Origin of the sequence: Brevundimonas sp. UBA7506, from assembly GCF_002479495.1 — a bacterium.
Classification (GTDB): Bacteria; Pseudomonadota; Alphaproteobacteria; order Caulobacterales; family Caulobacteraceae; genus Brevundimonas.
In genome coordinates, this window is sequence record NZ_DLNQ01000007.1 from 116,157 (window position 1) to 134,374 (window position 18,218).

Sequence of the window (18,218 nt, forward strand, 5' to 3'; positions counted from 1 at the left end):
ATGGACGACGCGGGATTCAGAGAGATGCTGCTGGGGCGTGGGAACGCGCCGACTGGCGTGGAGACGCGGATCGGCTATCTCAGGACCATCGAAAAGCACCTGGCGGGGCTGGGGCTTCCCTTCGCCGACCTGGACGCGGCGTTCGATGCCGACGGTCTGGCCTCGGCCATCGAGGCGGTGCGCGGCTTGATGACAGACTACAAGGCCGGCGGGACTGACTATCGCCTGTTGTTTCCCCAGTCGGTGAACCCTGGAAACCGTCTGGCTAATCTGCCGACCTTCCTGAAACACTATCGCGACTATCGATCGGGAGCCGGTACGGCCGAGAGCGACGCCGGCCGCATCCGCCGATTTGCGCTGGAGCATTTCGTCGAACCCGCTCGTGCGGGAGGCAAGGCGACGGTCTCCCTCCGCGCCGGCGATCTGCACAATGCTCTGGGCCTGAGCAACGCCCACGCCAATGTGTGTCAGGCCTTGCGGGGTCGTCTGTTCCGCAGTCTGGCCGGCGTCGGCGAACCGGTCGTCAGCGGGCCCGAGAACAGCTCGACCACGACGTTTGAGTTCCGCCTCGTCCCCTCAGTCATCGCGCCGACGCCCCCAGCAAGACGATTGACCAAACCCATGCTCCAAGCCGCGGCGCCCACCAATCTGATCCTCTACGGCCCGCCCGGAACGGGGAAGACCTTTGCAACGGCGCAAGAGGCGGTGAAGCTGTGCTCGCCGGGCGTCGATCTGGACGACCGTGCCGCCGTCGACGCCGAGTACCGACGTCTGGTCGAGGCGCGTCAGGTCGAGTTTGTCACCTTCCACCAGTCCTACAGCTATGAAGACTTTGTCGAAGGCCTTCGCCCGCCGGTGTCGGGCAAGGACGGCGAGGGCGATGAGGACAAGTCGGGCTTCCGCCTGGAGGTCAGCCCCGGCGTCTTCCACCGCGTCGCCACCCGAGCCGCCGCCAGCAAGGGCTCGACCGGCAAGAGCTTCGATCTGACCGGGCGTCAGGTGTTCAAGATGTCCATCGGCGAGGCTGCCAACCCCGAAGACGCCTATCTGTTCGAGGAGTCGCTTCAGAACGGCTATGCTCTGCTCGGCTTTGGCGAGATCGACTGGAGTGACGAGCGGTTCGCCAGGCGTGAGGCCATGATCCAGGCCTGGAAGGACGAAGAGCTGGAAGCTGATCCGCCCACGCCACAGAGCGCGCGGGTGCAGTGTCCCGACATGTTCCGCAACTGGATAGGGCCGGGCGACATCCTGATCGTTTCCAAGGGCAACGGCAGCTTCCGCGCTATCGGCGAAGTCACCGGCCCCTATGAATACGCCCCGCGCGACGATGGCGGCTATTTCCACCGGCGAGCCGTCAACTGGCTCTGGAGCGACCGTAGCGGCGTGCCGGTCGAAGAGATCTACGCCAAGCGTTTCAGCATGCGCACCCTCTATATGCTGACCCCGTCCGATCTGAACATGAGCGCCCTGCAGCGCTACATCACCAGCCAGGAACCCGGCGGTCCGCCCGAGCCCTTCGTCCTGATCATCGACGAGATCAATCGCGCCAATATCTCCAAGGTGTTCGGCGAACTGATCACCTTGCTGGAGCCGGACAAGCGGACCACGCCCGACGGCGGCGGCCTGAAGGTGCGGCTGCCCTATTCAAAGGAAGCATTCGGCGTGCCGTCCAACCTGCACGTCATCGGCACCATGAACACGGCTGATCGGTCGATCGCCCTGCTGGACACGGCGTTGCGACGCCGTTTCGAGTTCCGCGAACTGATGCCGGATCCGGACCTGCCTGAGCTAAAGATCGCCAGCGCGCACTGCGGCGTCGACATCGGCAAGCTGCTGCAGATTCTGAACGAGCGGATCGAATACCTGTTCGACCGCGAGCATCAGATCGGCCACGCCTACTTCATCAAGTGCGCTTCGCGCGGTGAACTAGACGCCGTGATGCGCCGGAAGGTGATCCCGCTGCTCGCGGAGTACTTCTATGAGGACTGGAGCAAGGTCGCCCTCGTGCTGGGCGACGCGGACCTCGGCAAACCGGGCCGGTTCCTGGACCGGACCGTGCTGAAGCCGCCGGCCGGTCTCGATGCGGACGGCGGTGACACACGCTGGCGTTGGACAGTGCGGAAGGACTTCGCGCCCGATGCCTACGCCGACTTCCAGTGATCCGCCGCACCGTTCTTGAATGGCGTTCACTGCCCTACGGCAAGGGCGAGGATGCGATTCCCGAAGATGCAGCCGACCGCCTGATGGCCGTGGCCTGCGCCTCGCCGCTGGGCGGTCGCGACGGCGGTCGCATCCTGACGCACGGCCGCCACGCCATCACCGCGCGCCAGGTCGTTGGCGTTCTGGTCGCCGACGGCGTGACCTTGGAAATCCTGCCGAAGATCGACATACCAGATGCTGACGGAGAGGCGACGCACGGCCAGATCCGCAAACGCTTGGTTCACATGCTGGCCGTGGCGCTGGAGATTGATATCGCTGTCGGGCCGATGACGGATCTGGGCTGGCAGAAAGACACTTTGCTCGAAATCCTGATCGGATTGTTCGCACGCAAACTCGCGGACGAGGCCCGCAAGGGCATGCCGCGGCGCTATCTGACGCACGAAGACGACCTGACAGCCATGCGCGGACGCCTGGATGTCACGCGTCAGTTCACGACATTGATCGCGAGGGCCGACCGGCTCGCCTGTCGCTTCGATGATCAGTCGCCCGATATTCTGCTTAACCAGATCATGAAGATGACGGTTGATCGGCTGATCCGGGTCTCGGTGTCGACCGAGAATCAGCGTCGGCTGCGGGAGCTGGCCTTCTTCTATGCCGACATCCACAGCGTGCCTCCGAGCGCCGTGGCCTGGGACAGCCTGATCCTGGACCGTACCAATAACCGCTGGCGCGAACTCGTCGAACTGGCGCGCCTGTTGTTGGGCGACCGGTTTCAGACGACATCGAGCGGCGCTGCGCATGGCTTCTCCCTGACCTTCGACATGAGCCGCCTGTTCGAAGCCTACGTCGCGCGCCAACTGAGACGCGCTCTTGCCGGCACAGACTTCACGGTGCACCCCCAGGGTGGTCGATTGTACTGCCTCGAGGAGGCTGAAACCGGTGTCGGCCGTTTCATGACCAAGCCGGACATCCTTCTGAAGCGAAGGGGCGCGGTCGAGCTGATCATTGACACCAAGTGGAAGCGTATCAATCGCCAACTGGACGATCCCAAGAGGGGAGTCAGCCAGAGCGACATCTATCAGATGATCGCCTACGGACAGCTATACAACAGCGCGGATTTGCTCTTGCTCTATCCTCACCACAGCGATGTCGGATCGGAGGCTGGCACCTTCGCCTCTCACCGCATTACGGGTACCATGAGGCGCTTGCGAGCGGCCACTATCGGCCTCGCTGGAGACTGTCACGATGACCTTGTCGGCCTGGCTGGCTGGGAGAGCGACGAGCCCATTAGGTTGAGCCAGTCTTAGGTGGTTTGGCACCGGTTTGAGCCACTCTTAGATGGTCTCGCTAAGTGGTCGGTTTTCTCAAAACCAATGGCTGTCGAATTTTGGTGAGCCGCCGTTAAGTGATCCCGACATGCTTCTAGCTGTGCGACGCGTCGTTGAAGTTGCCTCATATAATTTCGATAGCTTTCCCCGATTTGGGGAGCTTGCCCGCCGGGTGACCCGTCGCCGCGCGCCGAACGCATAAGGTCTTTACGCGCGCCTTATGCGGAGCGCCGGGTTCCGCATGGCTCCCTTATGCCTCCAGGGCGTCTTGTCCGGCTCTCAGTCGAGCTGGAGGTGTCGGCATGGCCGATGTGATCTTTCTGGCGATCGGCTGCGGGGCCTTCCTGGCTTTCGCAGCCCTCGCCGTTGCGTTGAAGAGGTTGTGACGATGTTGCTGAACCTCCTGTGGGGCGCCGGCGCCCTCGTTATCGCCGGCTACATGGTCGCGGCCCTGCTGCGCCCCGAGCGGTTCTGAGCGGAGCCGCCTTCTCATGAATATCCAAGGATGGGCGGAAATCGCCCTGACCCTCGGTCTGGCCGTCGTGCTCGGCTGGCCGATCGGGGTCTATATGTCGCGTGTCTGGAACGGCGAGCGCACCTGGCTGGACCCGGTGCTGAAGCCGGTCGAGGGCCTGTTTTATCGCGCCGCCGGGGTCGACCCGAGCCGCAGCCAGGGTTGGCTGGGTTACGCCGGCGCCCTGCTGGCCTTCAACCTGGCGGGCTTCCTGCTGCTGTATGGCCTGCTGCGTCTGCAGGGCGTCCTGCCGATGAATCCTCAGGGGTTTGACGGCGTCAGCCCGCACCTGGCCTTCAACACCGCCGTCAGCTTCGTCACCAACACCAACTGGCAGAGCTATGGCGGGGAGACGACGATGTCGACCTTCACCCAGATGGTCGGCCTGACGGTGCAGAACTTCGTCTCGGCGGCCACCGGGGCGACGATCGCGGTGGCGCTGGCGCGGGCGTTCGTCGCCAGTCGCGGCGAGGGCGTCGGCAACTTCTGGGCCGATCTGACGCGCACCAGCCTCTATGTCCTGCTGCCCATCGCCTTCATCGTGGCCGTGGTTCTGGCAGGGCTCGGCGTGGTTCAGTCGCTGGCGGCCTCGGCCCAGGCGACGACGCTGGAAGGCGGCCAACAGACCATCAGCCTGTTCCCGACCGCCAGCCAGCTGGCCATCAAGCAACTGGGCATCAACGGCGGCGGCGTGTTCAACGTCAACTCGGCCCACCCGCTGGAAAACCCGACGCCCCTGACCAATCTGATCACGGCGATCAGCATCAACGTCCTGGGCTGGGCGGCCTTCTTCGCCTTTGGCCGCAGCGTTCTGGCCAAGAAGGACGTGCGCGCCCTGGTCGTGGCGGCGGTCATCCTGCTGGGCGCGGCCGGTTCGGCCCTCTACGTTATCGAAAGCCAGCCGGCTCCGGCTGCGATCGCCGCCGGCGTCGATACATCGGTCGGCAATATGGAGGGCAAGGAGGTCCGCTTCGGCGTGCCGTCTTCAGTCGCCTGGGCGGCCCAGACGACGGGCGCCTCGAACGGCTCGGTCAACTCCATGCACGCCAGCTATATGCCGCTGGGCGGGGCTGTGACCATGTTCCTGATGCAGCTGGGCGAGATCCTGCCCGGCGGGATCGGCTCGGGCGTCGCGGTCATGGTGCTGATGGCCATGCTGTCGGTCTTTGTGGCGGGCCTGATGGTCGGCCGCACGCCCGAATACCTGGGCAAGAAGATCGAGGCGCGCGAGATCCAGTTCGCCATGCTGGCGGTCCTGGTCGTGCCTCTGTCGGTGCTGGGCTTCTCGGCCATCGCCGCCGTCCTGCCCGAAGCCCTCGCCGGACTGCTGAACAAGGGGCCGCACGGCCTGTCCGAGGTCCTCTACGCCTATACCTCGGCGACGGGGAACAACGGCTCGGCCTTTGCCGGCCTGACCGCCAACGCCCCCTGGTGGAACACCACCCTGGGTCTGGCCATGCTGCTGTGCCGGTTCGTGCCCGCTGTCGCGGTTCTGGCCGTCGCAGGGGCTCTGGTCGCCAAGCCCCGGCTGGCGCCCTCGACCGGGACCCTGCCGACCCATGGCCCGCTGTTTATCGGCCTGCTGATCGGGGTGATCCTGATCCTCGGCGGCCTGCAGTTCTTCCCCGCACTCTCGCTGGGTCCGATCGTGGAGCATTTCGATATGCTCCAGGTCGTGGCCCGGTTCTGATCCTCATCGGATGAATGTCATGACTCAAGTCACGCTCGATCCGTCGAGCCCTCGGTCGTCGCCCATCGCGGGCGGGCTGTCCGGGGCCATGCTCGGCCGGGCGCTCGGCGACGCCGTCGCCAAGCTGAACCCGACCAAGCTTCTCAGGAATCCGGTGATCTTCGCCACCTGGATCGTCGCCCTGCTGGCGACCGCTTCGGCGGTCGTGGCGGTGGCCAGCGGTCAGGCGGCGGGCTTCGCCATCCAACTGGCCCTGTGGCTGTGGGCCACGGTCCTGTTCGCTAACGTCGCCGAAAGCATCGCCGAAGGGCGCGGCAAGGCGGCGGCTGACAGCCTTCGCGCCACCCGCGTCACCACCAAGGCCAAGCTGATCGTCGACCCGAAAACCGGAACGGTCGTCCCGACCCCGGCGGGGGAGCTGGAGATCGGCTCCATCGTTCTGGTCGAGGCCGGCGACGTCATCCCGTCGGACGGTGAGATTATCGAAGGCGTCGCCTCGGTCAACGAGGCCGCCATCACCGGCGAAAGCGCGCCCGTCATCCGTGAAAGCGGCGGCGACCGTTCCGCCGTCACCGGCGGTACGACCGTTGTCTCCGACTGGATCAAGGTGCGTATCACCTCGGCCCCCGGCGCCACCTTCCTCGACCGCATGATCGCCATGGTTGAGGGCGCGGACCGCAGGAAGACGCCGAATGAACTGGCCCTGTCGGTTCTACTGGCCGGTCTGACCCTGGTCTTCCTGATCGCGGTCGCCAGCCTGCTGGGCCTCGGCGCCTATTCCGGGATCAAGCTGGATCCCATCGTTCTGGGCGCCTTGTTTATCACCCTGATCCCGACGACGATCGGGGGGCTGCTGTCCGCGGTCGGCATCGCCGGCATGGACCGGTTGCTGAAGGTGAACGTACTGGCCACCTCGGGCCGTGCGGTGGAGGCGGCAGGCGACGTCGACACCCTGCTGCTCGACAAGACCGGCACCATCACCTTCGGCAACCGCATGGCCACCGAAGTCATCACCGTGCCGGGCGTGCGTCCCGAGGCGGCGATGCGGGCGGCGGTCATGGCCTCGCTGGCCGATGAGACGCCGGAAGGCCGCTCCATCGTCGAGCTGGGCCGCAACGCCGGGGTGACGGGCGACCTGCCTGTCGGCGCCAGGACCATTCCGTTCAGCGCCGTGACCCGTCAGTCGGGCCTCGAAGCCGACGGCCAGTCGTGGCGCAAGGGGGCGGTCGACGCCGTGCTGAAATCCCTCGGCGTGGACGAAGGCACCGCGCCCGCCGAGTTCCGCGCCGCCGTGGACCGCATCGCCCGCTCGGGCGGCACGCCTCTGGCGGTGGTCGAGAACGATGTCCTGGTCGGCGTCATCCACCTGAAGGACGTGGTCAAGCCGGGGGTGAAGGCCCGCTTCGCCGACCTGCGCCGCATGGGCCTGAGGACCGTCATGATTACCGGCGACAACCCGGTGACGGCGGCGGCCATCGCGTCCGAGGCCGGGGTTGACGACTTCCTGGCCGAGGCCACGCCCGAGGACAAGATGCGTCTGATCAAGGCGGAACAGGCCAAGGGCCGTCTGGTCGCCATGTGCGGCGACGGGGCCAACGACGCGCCGGCCCTCGCACAGGCCGACGTCGGCGTGGCCATGCAGACCGGCGCCCAGGCCGCCCGCGAGGCCGGCAACATGGTCGATCTGGACAGCGATCCGACCAAGGTCATCGAGATCGTCGAGGTCGGCAAGCAGCTGCTGATCACACGCGGCGCCCTGACCACCTTCTCGATCGCCAACGACGTGGCCAAGTATTTCGCCATCATCCCGGCGATGTTCGTGGTCGGTCTGCCGTCTCTGGCGGCGCTGAACGTGATGAAGCTGTCCAGCCCGGAAAGCGCCATCCTGTCGGCGGTCATCTTCAACGCCCTGGTCATCATCGCCCTGATTCCCCTGGCGTTGCGCGGCGTGAAGTACCGCGCCGTGGGGGCGGGCAAGCTGCTGGGCCGCAACCTGCTGATCTACGGCCTGGGCGGTCTGATCGCGCCCTTCATCGGCATCAAACTGATCGACATCGTCATCTCCGCTCTCGGCCTGGCCTGAGACGCAAGGAAGCCATCATGCGTAAACGCAACACCACCAAAGCCTCGGGCGCGAACGACGCCCTGTTCGGCGGCGCCTGTCTGGTCGCCATCATCGCCCTAGGGCTGTGCAGCAGCCCGGCCAAGGCCGAGGAAAAAGCCGGTCCCGACGTCGCCTTCAACGCCGCCGTGGCTTCCGACTACGTCTTCCGCGGCGTCAGCCAGACCGAAGGCGATCCGGCGATTTCAGCCGGCGTCGATGTGACCCAGGGCCTGTTCTACGCCGGCGCCTGGGCCGGCAACGTCTCCTTCGCCGGGGACGCCGACACCGACGCCGAGATCGACCTCTACGCCGGGGTTCGGCCCGAGTTCGCCGGCTTCAACTGGGACTTCGGCGTGGTCAGCTATTTCTACGCCGGTCAGCCGGACGGGGCCGATTACGACTATGTCGAGCTGAAGGCCGTGACCTCGCGCGCTGTCGGCCCGGCCACCCTGGGGGCGGCGATTTACTGGTCTCCCGACTTCTTCGGCGCGGCCGAGGATGAGGCGACCTATGCCGAGATCAACGGCGCGATCAGCCCGGCGGACAGGTGGACCCTCTCGGTGGCGGTGGGCCGTCAGTGGGTGTCGTCGGACTTTGACTACACCACCTGGAACCTGGGCGCTGCCTATCAGCTGACCGACCATCTGGCGCTGGACGTCCGCTATTTCGACACCGACGAACACGACTTCGGCGCCGCCTATGACGGTCGCGTCGCAGCCAGCGTGAAGGCGACCTTCTGATGCTGAACCACATCCGTCCGGCGGTCGTGATGATCGCCCTGTTCACCGGCGTTCTGGGCGTCGCCTATCCGTTCGCGGTGACGGGCGTGGCCCAGACGGTCTTCCACGATCAGGCCGACGGCAGCCTGGTCCGCGACAAGGCGGGTCAGGTGGTGGGCTCGGCCCTGGTCGGCCAGACCTTTGCGGAGCCGGTCTATCTGCATCCGCGCCCTTCGGCGGCGGGTGAGGGCTATGACGCCGCGGCCTCGTCCGGCTCCAACCTCGGCCCGCTGAACCCGGACCTGATCGCCCGGGTCAAGACGGACGCCGATGCCTTGCGCGCCGAAACGGGTGCAGCGGTTATCCCCGCCGACGCTGTGACCACCTCGGCCTCGGGCCTCGACCCGCATATCTCTCCAGCCTACGCTGAGCTGCAAATCGCCCGCATCGCCAGCGCGCGCGGGGTAGCGGAGGCGCAGGTGCGCGAGGTGATCGGACAGCATGTCGAAGGCCGCACGTTCGGCGTTCTGGGCCAGCCGCGCGTCAATGTGCTGCTGACCAATATGGCGCTGGACGCGCGCTTCCCTCGTCCCGCTGCGGAGGGCTGATGGCGCCGCCTGTCATCCCGACGGGCAAGACCCCGGCCGCCCCGCGCAAGCGTGGGCGGCTGAAGGTTTTTCTGGGCATGTCGCCCGGCGTCGGCAAGACCTATGAGATGCTGCGCGCCGCGCGTCGGCGCAAGGCCGAGGGCGACGACGTGGTCGTCGGCGTGGTCGAGACCCACGGCCGCAAGGAGACCATGAGCCTGCTGCGCGGGTTGGAGGTCATGGCCCGCAATCCCATCGCCTATCGCGAACGGACCCTGCTGGAGTTCGACCTGGACGGCGCCGTGGCGCGCCGTCCCGGCCTGCTGCTGGTCGACGAATACGCCCACTCCAACGCCCCCGGCTCGCGCCATCCCAAGCGCTGGCAGGACGTGGAGGAGATCCTGGACGCCGGGATCGACGTCTGGACCACGCTGAACGTCCAGCACCTGGAAAGCCTGTCGGACGTGGTGCTGCGCATCACCGGGGTGCGCCAGCGCGAGAGCGTGCCCGACAGCGCCCTGTCGCGCGCCGACGACATCGAGGTGTTGGACATCACCCCCGAGGAGCTGCGCAAGCGTCTGGCCGAGGGCAAGGTCTATGTGCCCGAGACGGCGCGGCTGGCCTCGGACAACTTCTTCAAGGTCGAGAACCTGACGGCCCTGCGCGAGCTGGCCCTGCGCCGCGCGGCCCAGACGGTGGATGATCAGCTGGTGGCCCGACTGCGCGAGCAGGGGGTGCCGGGGCCCTGGGCGGCGGGCGAGCGGATTCTGGTGCTGATCGCGGGCGACGCCATGGCCGGGCCTCTGGTCCGCGCCGGGCGGCGGCTGTCGGACATGATGATGGACGCGCCCTGGACCGTGGCCCACGTCGACCGCCCCTCGGGCGCGCGGCACGGCGTCGGCTCGGCGGGCAAGTTGTCGGACGCGCTGAAGCTGGCGGAGCAGCTCGGCGGGCGCACCGTGGTCCTGTCCGGCGACGACGTGGTGCGCGCGGTCATGGATCACGCCCATCAGAATAACGTCACCCAGATCGTTCTGGCCAAGGGCCGCGACAGCCGCCTGTCGGAATGGCTGGGCCGTTCACTGGCGGCGGAACTGCTGCGTCAGGCGCGCGGCGTGGCGGTCCACGTCATCACCGACGGGGCCGATCTGGAGGAGAAGACGCTGCGCGAGCCGCGCCTGTCCCTGCCCGGCGGCTGGCGCGGCTATGCCGTGGGCGCGGCCTTCGTGATCGCCGCCACCGGCCTGGCCCTGCTACTGGATCGGACGTTCGAGCGGGTCGATCTGGGCGTCATCTATCTGTCGGCGGTGCTGGCGGCGGGGGTGCTGTACGGCCTGCGCCCGGCCCTGGCGGCGGCGACGGTCGCCTTCCTGACCTACAACTTCCTGTTCCTTCAGCCGAAATATAGTTTCGCCATCGGTTCGCCGACCGATTTCCTGACCCTGATCGTCTTCTGGGCCGTGGCCCTGACCACGGGCTTCCTGGCCGGCCGGGTGCGCGAGCAGGCGCGGGCGGCGCAGCGCCGGGCCTCGGCGGTCTCGGCCCTTCTGGCCGCCAGCCAGCGCCTGACCGGCGTGGGCGACCGCACCGCCGCCGCGCGCATCCTGGCCGAGCAGACGGCGGCCGCGGCGGGGGCGGGGGCCGTGGTCCTGCTGCCGGTCGAGGACGAGCTGACCCTGATCGCCGGGGCGCCGGGCAAGCCGGAACTGGGCGCCGAGGCCATGGCCGCCGCCCGCTGGGCCTGGGAGAAGGGCGAGCCCGCCGGACACGGCACCGGCACCCTGCCGCAGGCGCGCTGGACCTTCCGCCCCCTGCAAGGCGTGCGCGACCGCGCGGGCGTGGCCGGGATCGAGGCGGCGGCCCTGTCGCCCGGCTCGGACGAGGAAAAACTGGCCCTGGCCCTGCTGGATCAGGGCGCGGTCGCGGTCGAGCGCGCCGATCTGGCCGGGCAGGCGGTCGAGACCGAGACCCTGCGCCGCACGGATCGGTTCAGGGGCGCGCTGATGAACTCGGTCAGCCATGATCTGCGTACGCCCCTGTCCACGGTCCTGGGGGCCTCGACCACGCTGATTGATCTCGGCGACAAGCTGAAGCCCGAGGTCCGCGCCGACCTGCTGCTGTCGATCCGCGAGGAGGCCGAGCGGCTCAGCCGCTATGTCGGCGACCTCTTGGACATGACCCGGCTGGAGGGCGGCGGGCTGAACATCCGCGCAGACTGGGTCGATGTGCGCGACGTCCTGAACGCAGCGGGCAAGCGCGTGGCGCGGCGTCTCGGCCAGCGCAGGATGACGCGCGACTTCCCGGCCCAGCTCAGTCTGGTCATGGTCGATCAGGGCCTGCTGGAACAGGCCCTGGTCAACATCCTGGAAAACGCTATGGCCTACAGCCCCGACGGCTCGACCGTCGAACTGGCCGCCTATGAGGACCGGGGTTCGGTGGTCATCTCCATCGAGGACGAGGGCAAGGGCATCCCGACCGCCGAGCTGGAACGGGTTTTCGACAAGTTCCGCCGCATGGAGGAGCCCTCGGATCGCACCAAGGGGGCCGGGCTGGGCCTGGCCATCGCCAAGGGCTTCGTCGAGGCCATGAACGGCCGCATCGCCGCCGCCAGCCCGATTCAGGACGGAAAAGGCACCCGCATCCTGATCAGCCTGCCCAAGGCCGTCGTCACCCATCCCAGCCTGCTTTAGGGTTCGCCGCATGGCCGCCGTCCGTCCCCAGATTCTCGTCATCGACGACGAGCCCCAGATCCACCGCTTCCTGTCCCCGGCGCTGGACGCCGCCGGCTATGAGCCGCGCCGCGCCGACAGCGGGCAGGAGGGCCTGCGCGGCATCGCCCTGTGGAGCCCCGACGCCGTGGTCCTCGACCTCGGCCTGCCCGACATGGACGGCAAGGACGTGCTGGCCCGCGCGCGTGAGTTCTACGCCGGCCCCATCATCATCCTGTCGGCGCGCGACAAGGAGGCCGAGAAGATCGCGGCCCTGGACCTGGGCGCTGACGACTATGTCGAAAAGCCTTTCGGCGTCGGTGAACTGCTGGCCCGTGTCCGGGCCAACCTGAGGCAGGCCGCGCCGCGCGTGGAGGCCAGCGGGCCGCTGACGGCGGGCGAGGTGGTCATGGACCTTGAGCGCCGCCTGATCACCCGCGCGGGCGAGGCCGTGCGCGTCACGCCCAAGGAATACGACGTCCTGGCCCATCTGGCGCGCAACGCCGGCAAGGTGGTCGGCCACCGCGACCTGCTGACCGCCGTATGGGGCAAGGCCCACGCCGACGACACCCAGTATCTGCGCGTGGTCATCGGCCAGTTGCGCCAGAAGCTGGAGGCCGACCCGGCCCAGCCGCGTCTGATCCTGACGGAGCCTGGCGTGGGGTACCGGCTGGCGGGTTGATCGTGGCGAAACGCTTGACCCTGTAGCCGCTACAGGGTGCATGAGGCCGCCTCGGCTAGGGGCAAGGGTCCCGCTTCCTGTCTGCTTCGGAGCTCGCGTGTCTTCATCCGTCGTCTCGTCTCGTGCTCGCCAGATCCTGTTGGCGTCGGTCGCCGCCCTGATTGCGGCCGCCGCGTCTCCGGCGCTCGCGCAGGAGGCCGGTCACCACGACGACGACCATCAGGATGAAGCGATCGAGGTCGAGGACGTCATCGTTCAGGCGACCCGCTCGGGGCGCTGCATTCAGCACGAACCGATCCGCGTCGAGGTGATCGGCCGCATGGACAGACCGGCATTCCCGTCCGGGTATGCCGGTCTGTCATCGCGTCCTATGCGACCGGGAAGGTCGGCGGCGGCAGGACCAGTTTGGTGTCGCTCACCGGCTGTTCGCTGAAGAACTTCACCAGCAGGGGCTGCACCTCGGGGTGAGCCTCGAAGACGTTGTGGCCGGCGTTCTCGACCAGAACCTGGGTCTTGTTCTGGAACTGGGCGACGACCTCGGCCTGTTCCTCCAGCGGGGTGCGGCCGTCCAGCGAGCCGGCGACCAGAAGCGCCGGGGTCTCGATGCGGATGGGCTGGCGGAAGTCCTCGCCCAGATCGACGCCGGGGATGGCGGCCACCAGATGCGGCATGGGCAGATTGAAGGCGTCGCCCAGAACCGCCGTCTTCGCCTCCCGGGTGATGAGCGCCAGACGTTCGGGCGAGACGCCCGAGGCCATATCCATCGTCGTCGACATGCCGGAGACGCCGAAGTAGCGGTGGGGCGGCGGGATGATCGACGCCAGGCTGTCGGTATCGCCTGCGTCGAGCTTCAGATAGATGCCGGGCAGCATGGAGAGCTGCGGCGGGTTGGCGACCAGGGCGGAGGCCAGCAGCTGGATGCCGAAACCGCCCACCTGGACGTCGATGGGGCCGTTTTCACCGGCGAAGGTAACCGTCGCCGGATTGGCTTCCAGCCGCTCATGCACGCGGCGCATCAAGGCCGGCATGTTCGGGATCGCCGCGCGAACGGCGGGGTCCTGTCCCATCAGCTGATCCACGCGGTCCAGGAACATGTCGATGTGGGCCGGACGCTTGACGGTCTGGTCCTGACCTTCAAGGCTGGCCAGGGCGACGCGACCGATCGAATTCGGGTGGCGCTTCAGCACCGAGAGGGCCAGGTGGGTGCCGTAGCTGATGCCCCACAGATTGACCTTGTCCACGCCCAGATGGCGGCGCAGGTCCTCGATGTCGTCGGCGTTCTGTTCGGTATTGTACCCGGCTATGGCCACGCCGGCGCGTTTCCAGTCCACCCAGGCCTTCTGCGTTTCCTCGCGGTACCAGGCGCTCACGGCGGCGTGGGTCATGGCGGGATAGGGGGTGCTGGTTTCCCGTTCAGGAATGTGGTTCGACATCCCGACCCCGCGCTGATCCAGAGCAATGACGTCGGCCACTTCTCTCAGCGCCATGAAGATCGGGAAGCGCGGCCCCATCGCCGTGCGCGGGCCCGAACCGCCCGGTCCGCCGGCCAGATAGATGATGGGCGGTCCCGGGTTCTTCGCGGTCGAGGCGAAGCGCACATAGCCGATGCGGATGCGGCGCGAACCCGGAACGCGGCGATCCTCGGGCGCCTCGAAGAAGCCGCGTTCAGCGTCGACTTCCTCGCCGTTGCCGGCCTTGAAGCGGAAGGGCCCGGCTTCGGGCTGGGCGTCCTGAGCCCAGGCGGTTTTCGACAAGAGCGCCAGACCGGGAAGCGACAGGCCGGCGGCGGTGAGGATGGAGCGGCGGTTCAGGGATGTGTGTGTCATGACCCCGGTTGAAGCAGGCTTTTCGGCGCTGTGGGGCGTGCTTCGGCCAACGGTCGGCCTGCGTCGGTGAACGGCAGCGCTTTCAAGCGAATGGCGATAGGGTCCGCGCCATGTGGCGGATTCTTCTCATCGCGATTCTCTGGACCTCGCTGCCGACGGCGTCGCGAGCGCAGGATCAGGGCTATGACTGGCAGGCGTGTCGGGGCGAACCGGGCGCGGCGGCGCCCGTTCTGCACGACTGTCGCCCGGTCGAAGGCGTCATCGATCCGCAAGGGCGCGAGTTGTGGTTGCGCGCCGCCGTGCAGCGCCCGAGCGGCGACGAACCCGCCGCCCTCTATGTCGTCGGCGCGGCCTCCTCGGAAGTCTGGCTCAATGGGCAGAAGCTGGGCGCGAACGGACGACCGGGCGGCTCGCCAGCGGCGGAAGCGGCTGGTCGTTATGAAGCGTCCTTCCCCATCCCCGAGCGGCTGTGGCGTTCGGCCGACAACCTGGTCGTGGTCCATATGTCGTCGTTTCACGGGGTCGTGCGTCTGGACAATCCCGTCGGGGGGATCATGGTCGCCGCCTATCCCTGGCCGTCGCGCACGATCCCGGTGGCGATCGCCTTCATCGCGGCCGGGGCGCTGTTCGCGGCCGCCTTCGGTTTCGCCGTCATCTACAGTCTGCGCCGCACGGGTTCGAGCCTGGCGCTGGCGGCCCTGGCCGGGGTCGCGGGTCTGCAGGCGATTCTGGAAAGCCTGCGGGCGCTGGTTCCCTATGCCTATCCCGTCCACGGTCTGCGGCTGGTCGGCATCTGGGTTCTGAGCGCCGCCTTCGCGGTCCTGCTGGTTTCCTATGTCGTGTCGCGCTTCTGGCCGCAGGCGCGCGGCCGGCTGGTGCTTCTGGCGGCGGCGGCCGTGGCCGCGACCGGCCTCGCCCCCGGTTTCGACCTGAAGACGACGTTGGCTCTGATGATCGGCCTGGCGCTTTCCGCCGTCGTCGCCGCCGTCGCCGTGCGCCGCCGACTGCCCGGCGCGCGGCCGATGCTGGCCTATCTCGCCGTCTTCATCGCGGTGGGCATGCTGTTCCCGAGCTTGCTGGTCGACCTGTCCTATTTCCTGTTCGCCGCGGGCCTTCTGCTTCCCCTTCTGATGGCCGATGTCGTTCGATTGGGGCGCGCCGATCAGGAACGGGAGGCGGCGCTGACCCGCGCCGCCGCGCGTCCGGACTGTCTGACGGTGGCCTCGTCGCGCGGGGTCGAGCGGGTGCCGCTCGTCGACATCCTGGCCGTGGTCGGCGCCGACGACTACGTGGAACTGCGCCTGACGAACGGACGCAGAATGCTGCACGCCGCCCGTCTCGATCGACTTGAAGCGGAACTGCCCGCCAGCTTCCTGCGGGTCCACCGCTCGGTGATCGCCAACCTGGCCCACGTCCGTGGCTTTGAGCGTGAAGGCGGGCAAGGGCGCTTGCTGATGGACGAGGGCGCATCCCTGCCCATCAGCCGAAACCGTCTTCCGAGCGTTCGCGACGCGCTCAACGCCGCACCGCGCGTGTGAGCGTCAGAACCGGAAGGTCTGGCCCGCCGCGTAGGCCTCCCAGCTTTCCCGCGTCTTGAAGTCCAGGCCGCCGTCCCAGGCGGAGCCCATGTAGTAGGTGAAGGGCCGGCCAGGGGTGACGCGGACCAGGATCAGATAGTTGTCGGCGTCCTCGGCGAAGCCTTCGACCAGGGCGGGATCGACGGCGATGGCGATGCCGATGGAGCCGTGCTCGGGATTGGCGGGCTCCCAGAACATCAGGCGGCCGTTGGCGGCGTCGCGGGTGACGGCGCCGGCTCCCGCAGCGTTTCGGCGCTTGGAGATGCCGATGCCGACGATCAGGGGCTCTGACGTGTCCGAGCTAAGCGTCGAGGTCATGCGGGTGAAGTTGGAGCCCAGCGGCAGGCTGAAGTCGCGCGTCTCCCAGACCTTGCGGGCCACATCGACGGGCCAGGGGCGATAGTCGACGCTGAAGCGGGCCTCGTCGCCGCCGGTCTCCTCGATGCGATAGGTCGAGAAGTTGCGGCTGGTCCACAGCTTGTTCTCGTACCAGACGCCCAGACCGCCCGAGCCGCGCCCGCGCCCGACGTCGTAGTAGTCCAGGCCTTCGCCGCGATCGACGTGGTAGTTGGGGAAGCGCAGCTGGCGGTCCATGTAGGGATAGCGGACGCGCTTGGCCCAGACGTCTATGCCCGAGCCCGAGGGCGCCTCGCGCGCCTCCAGCGCCGGGCCGTAGATGCGGTGGGCGACGCGGTCGTTCTCCCACAGCAAGTCGTCGAGACGGTCGGGGGCGAAGCGGACCACGGCGCGCGGTTGCTGCTGGTCGGCGGGCGGCGGCGTCAGGCGCTCGACCTCGGCGGGACGCCCCAGAGCGGCGGGGTCATAGGAGAGGGCGCGGGTGGCGTGCATCTCCTCGGCGCGACGCTTGATCTCGGCCTCGCCGACGACGGTGACGGGGGCGGGGGGCGTCGGCGTGGTGGCGGCGATCACCTGCGGCGTGTCGCGTGCGGGCTCGGCCAGGGGCAGGCTCTTTTGCGCGCCGTTCAGGTCGGCGACCTCCAGACCGGCCAGCAGATAGGTGCCGGTGGTGTAGAGGCCGACTTCGTTCGGATCGGTCGCCACGGGCATGTCGCCGGTCTTCTGCGTCGCGCCGATCAGGCCGCTGGGCAGGACGTGGCGGTTCAGCGCGGCCCAGCCCTTGAGCACGGCGGGTTCATAGGTCGCGCGGTCCAGCAGGCCGTGGTTGATGCCCCAGGCCATGGCGTAGACGTAGAAGACCGAACCCGAGGTCTCGGCCTGCGGGTAAAGCTCGGGGGCCAGCAGGCTGGCGCGCCACAGGCCGTCGTCCTGCTGCAGTTCGCGGATGCGCCCGGCCATGGACTGGAAGATGTCGATATAGTCCTGACGACCCTCGAAGTCGGCGGGCATGGCCTCCAGGGTGCGGGCCAGACCGCCCATGACCCAGCCGTTGGCGCGGCTCCAGTAGATGGGCTGGCCGTTGGCTTCCGTGCGGCCCTCGAAGCGCTGGTCGCGCAGGAAGAGGCGCTGCTCGGGCACCCACAGGCGGTCGATGGTGCGGCGGAACTCCTTGTCCATGCCGCGGATGTATTTGGGATCGCCGGTCACCGCCGACATGCGCGCCAGCACCGGGGGCGCCATGTAGAGGGCGTCGGCCCACCACCAGATGGAGGCCTCGGTCTCGGTCGTGCGGTTCAGGTGCGGGACCATATAGTCCAGGCGCTGACGTAGGGGCATCAGCACCCCGTCCTGGCCCCGACGCGAATAGAGTTCGAGGTAGAGGTCGCCGATGGTCTGGTCGTCGGCGTTCAGCATGGTCGGGCCGGAACGAGCGCCGCGCAGGCTGTAGTTGTAGTGCTCGGCCACCGCCGTCAGGAAGCGCAGGGTCTCGGGATCGTCCGACACACGGGCCAGGCGCGCTGCGCCGATGTAGAAGGTGGCGGCGACCCAGTTGGACGACATCTGCGTCAGGTTGCTGCCGGTCGAAAGGGCCAGCGGACGCGACGCCATGTCCTTGATCTGCGACGAAGCGACATATTCGACCGCCGCCATGGTCTGTTCGCGTGAGGGGCGGGCGTCGGCGCGGAAGTTGAGGTCAGGACGCGGCTTGGCGGTCAGCCATTCGGCCTCGACGCCGGGGTTCGACTGCGGCGCCCAGGGCTGGCCGGCGGCGGACTGCGCCAGAGCGGGAGAGGTCAGGACGGTGCTGGCCAGCAGGAAGGCGGCAATCGTCGGCACGGCGCGGCGTAGCGTCACAGGCGTTCTCTCCGGTACGAACCCCGATGGGTTTGGGGTTTCACTATTTGCTTATGCGTACCATAAAATGGTGGATGAGCAGCGCAAGTCGGAATGACACCGCGCGACA

12 protein-coding genes and 1 pseudogene are annotated in these 18,218 nt (G+C 67.8%); 10 read left to right on the forward strand and 3 right to left on the reverse strand.

Annotated features, from left to right (window positions below):
* From B3K53_RS07225 to B3K53_RS07265, 9 genes and pseudogenes are all read left to right on the forward strand, one after another.
* Nucleotides 1–2,160 carry an AAA family ATPase gene (locus tag B3K53_RS07225; RefSeq protein WP_292083490.1) on the forward strand — a complete coding sequence of 720 codons (2,160 nt, stop codon included), beginning with the start codon at nucleotides 1–3 and terminating at the stop codon, nucleotides 2,158–2,160.
* Nucleotides 2,157–3,467, forward strand: coding sequence for an McrC family protein (locus B3K53_RS07230; protein ID WP_292083491.1), 1,311 nt, complete (start codon nucleotides 2,157–2,159; stop codon nucleotides 3,465–3,467). Before B3K53_RS07225 ends, B3K53_RS07230 begins: the two co-directional genes overlap by 4 nt.
* A gap of 409 nt (nucleotides 3,468–3,876) precedes the next feature.
* Entirely contained in the window at nucleotides 3,877–3,963 is an 87-nt protein-coding gene (locus B3K53_RS07235; protein WP_349680926.1) for a potassium-transporting ATPase subunit F, read from the forward strand.
* A 16-nt stretch (nucleotides 3,964–3,979) separates the two neighbouring features.
* Nucleotides 3,980–5,692, forward strand: a complete 1,713-nt coding sequence (gene kdpA / locus B3K53_RS07240; RefSeq protein ID WP_292083493.1) for a potassium-transporting ATPase subunit KdpA — start codon at nucleotides 3,980–3,982, stop codon at nucleotides 5,690–5,692.
* A 38-nt stretch (nucleotides 5,693–5,730) separates the two neighbouring features.
* A pseudogene (kdpB, locus tag B3K53_RS07245) lies at nucleotides 5,731–7,775 on the forward strand (potassium-transporting ATPase subunit KdpB).
* A 17-nt stretch (nucleotides 7,776–7,792) separates the two neighbouring features.
* Nucleotides 7,793–8,536: a TorF family putative porin gene (locus B3K53_RS07250; RefSeq protein ID WP_292083496.1), complete on the forward strand. Its 744-nt coding sequence runs from the start codon at nucleotides 7,793–7,795 to the stop codon at nucleotides 8,534–8,536.
* Nucleotides 8,536–9,123, forward strand: coding sequence for a potassium-transporting ATPase subunit KdpC (kdpC, locus tag B3K53_RS07255; RefSeq protein WP_292083497.1), 588 nt, complete (start codon nucleotides 8,536–8,538; stop codon nucleotides 9,121–9,123). Before B3K53_RS07250 ends, kdpC begins: the two co-directional genes overlap by 1 nt.
* Nucleotides 9,123–11,792 carry a sensor histidine kinase gene (locus tag B3K53_RS07260; protein WP_292083498.1) on the forward strand — a complete coding sequence of 890 codons (2,670 nt, stop codon included), beginning with the start codon at nucleotides 9,123–9,125 and terminating at the stop codon, nucleotides 11,790–11,792. Before kdpC ends, B3K53_RS07260 begins: the two co-directional genes overlap by 1 nt.
* Before the next feature lie 10 nt (nucleotides 11,793–11,802).
* Entirely contained in the window at nucleotides 11,803–12,492 is a 690-nt protein-coding gene (locus tag B3K53_RS07265) for a response regulator (protein ID WP_292083499.1), read from the forward strand.
* A 103-nt stretch (nucleotides 12,493–12,595) separates the two neighbouring features.
* Here the strand turns inward: B3K53_RS07265 and B3K53_RS07270 are convergent, their stop codons facing one another.
* Together B3K53_RS07270 and B3K53_RS07275 are read right to left on the reverse strand one after the other, a co-directional pair.
* Nucleotides 12,596–12,781 (reverse strand): hypothetical protein, encoded by a 186-nt coding sequence (locus B3K53_RS07270; RefSeq protein ID WP_292083500.1) that lies wholly within the window; start codon nucleotides 12,779–12,781, stop codon nucleotides 12,596–12,598.
* Between the two features lie 79 nt (nucleotides 12,782–12,860).
* A complete protein-coding gene (locus B3K53_RS07275) occupies nucleotides 12,861–14,318 on the reverse strand; it encodes an alpha/beta fold hydrolase (RefSeq protein WP_292083501.1) in 1,458 nt (485 codons plus the stop codon).
* A gap of 110 nt (nucleotides 14,319–14,428) precedes the next feature.
* Between B3K53_RS07275 and B3K53_RS07280 the strand changes: the two genes are divergently transcribed.
* Nucleotides 14,429–15,856, forward strand: coding sequence for a LytR/AlgR family response regulator transcription factor (locus B3K53_RS07280; RefSeq protein WP_292083502.1), 1,428 nt, complete (start codon nucleotides 14,429–14,431; stop codon nucleotides 15,854–15,856).
* Nucleotides 15,857–15,859: 3 nt separating this feature from the next.
* Here B3K53_RS07280 and B3K53_RS07285 read toward each other — a convergent pair whose 3' ends face one another.
* On the reverse strand, nucleotides 15,860–18,109 hold the full coding sequence (locus B3K53_RS07285) for a glycoside hydrolase family 88 protein (protein ID WP_292083503.1): 2,250 nt from the start codon (nucleotides 18,107–18,109) through the stop codon (nucleotides 15,860–15,862).
* Nucleotides 18,110–18,218 lie beyond the last annotated feature (109 nt).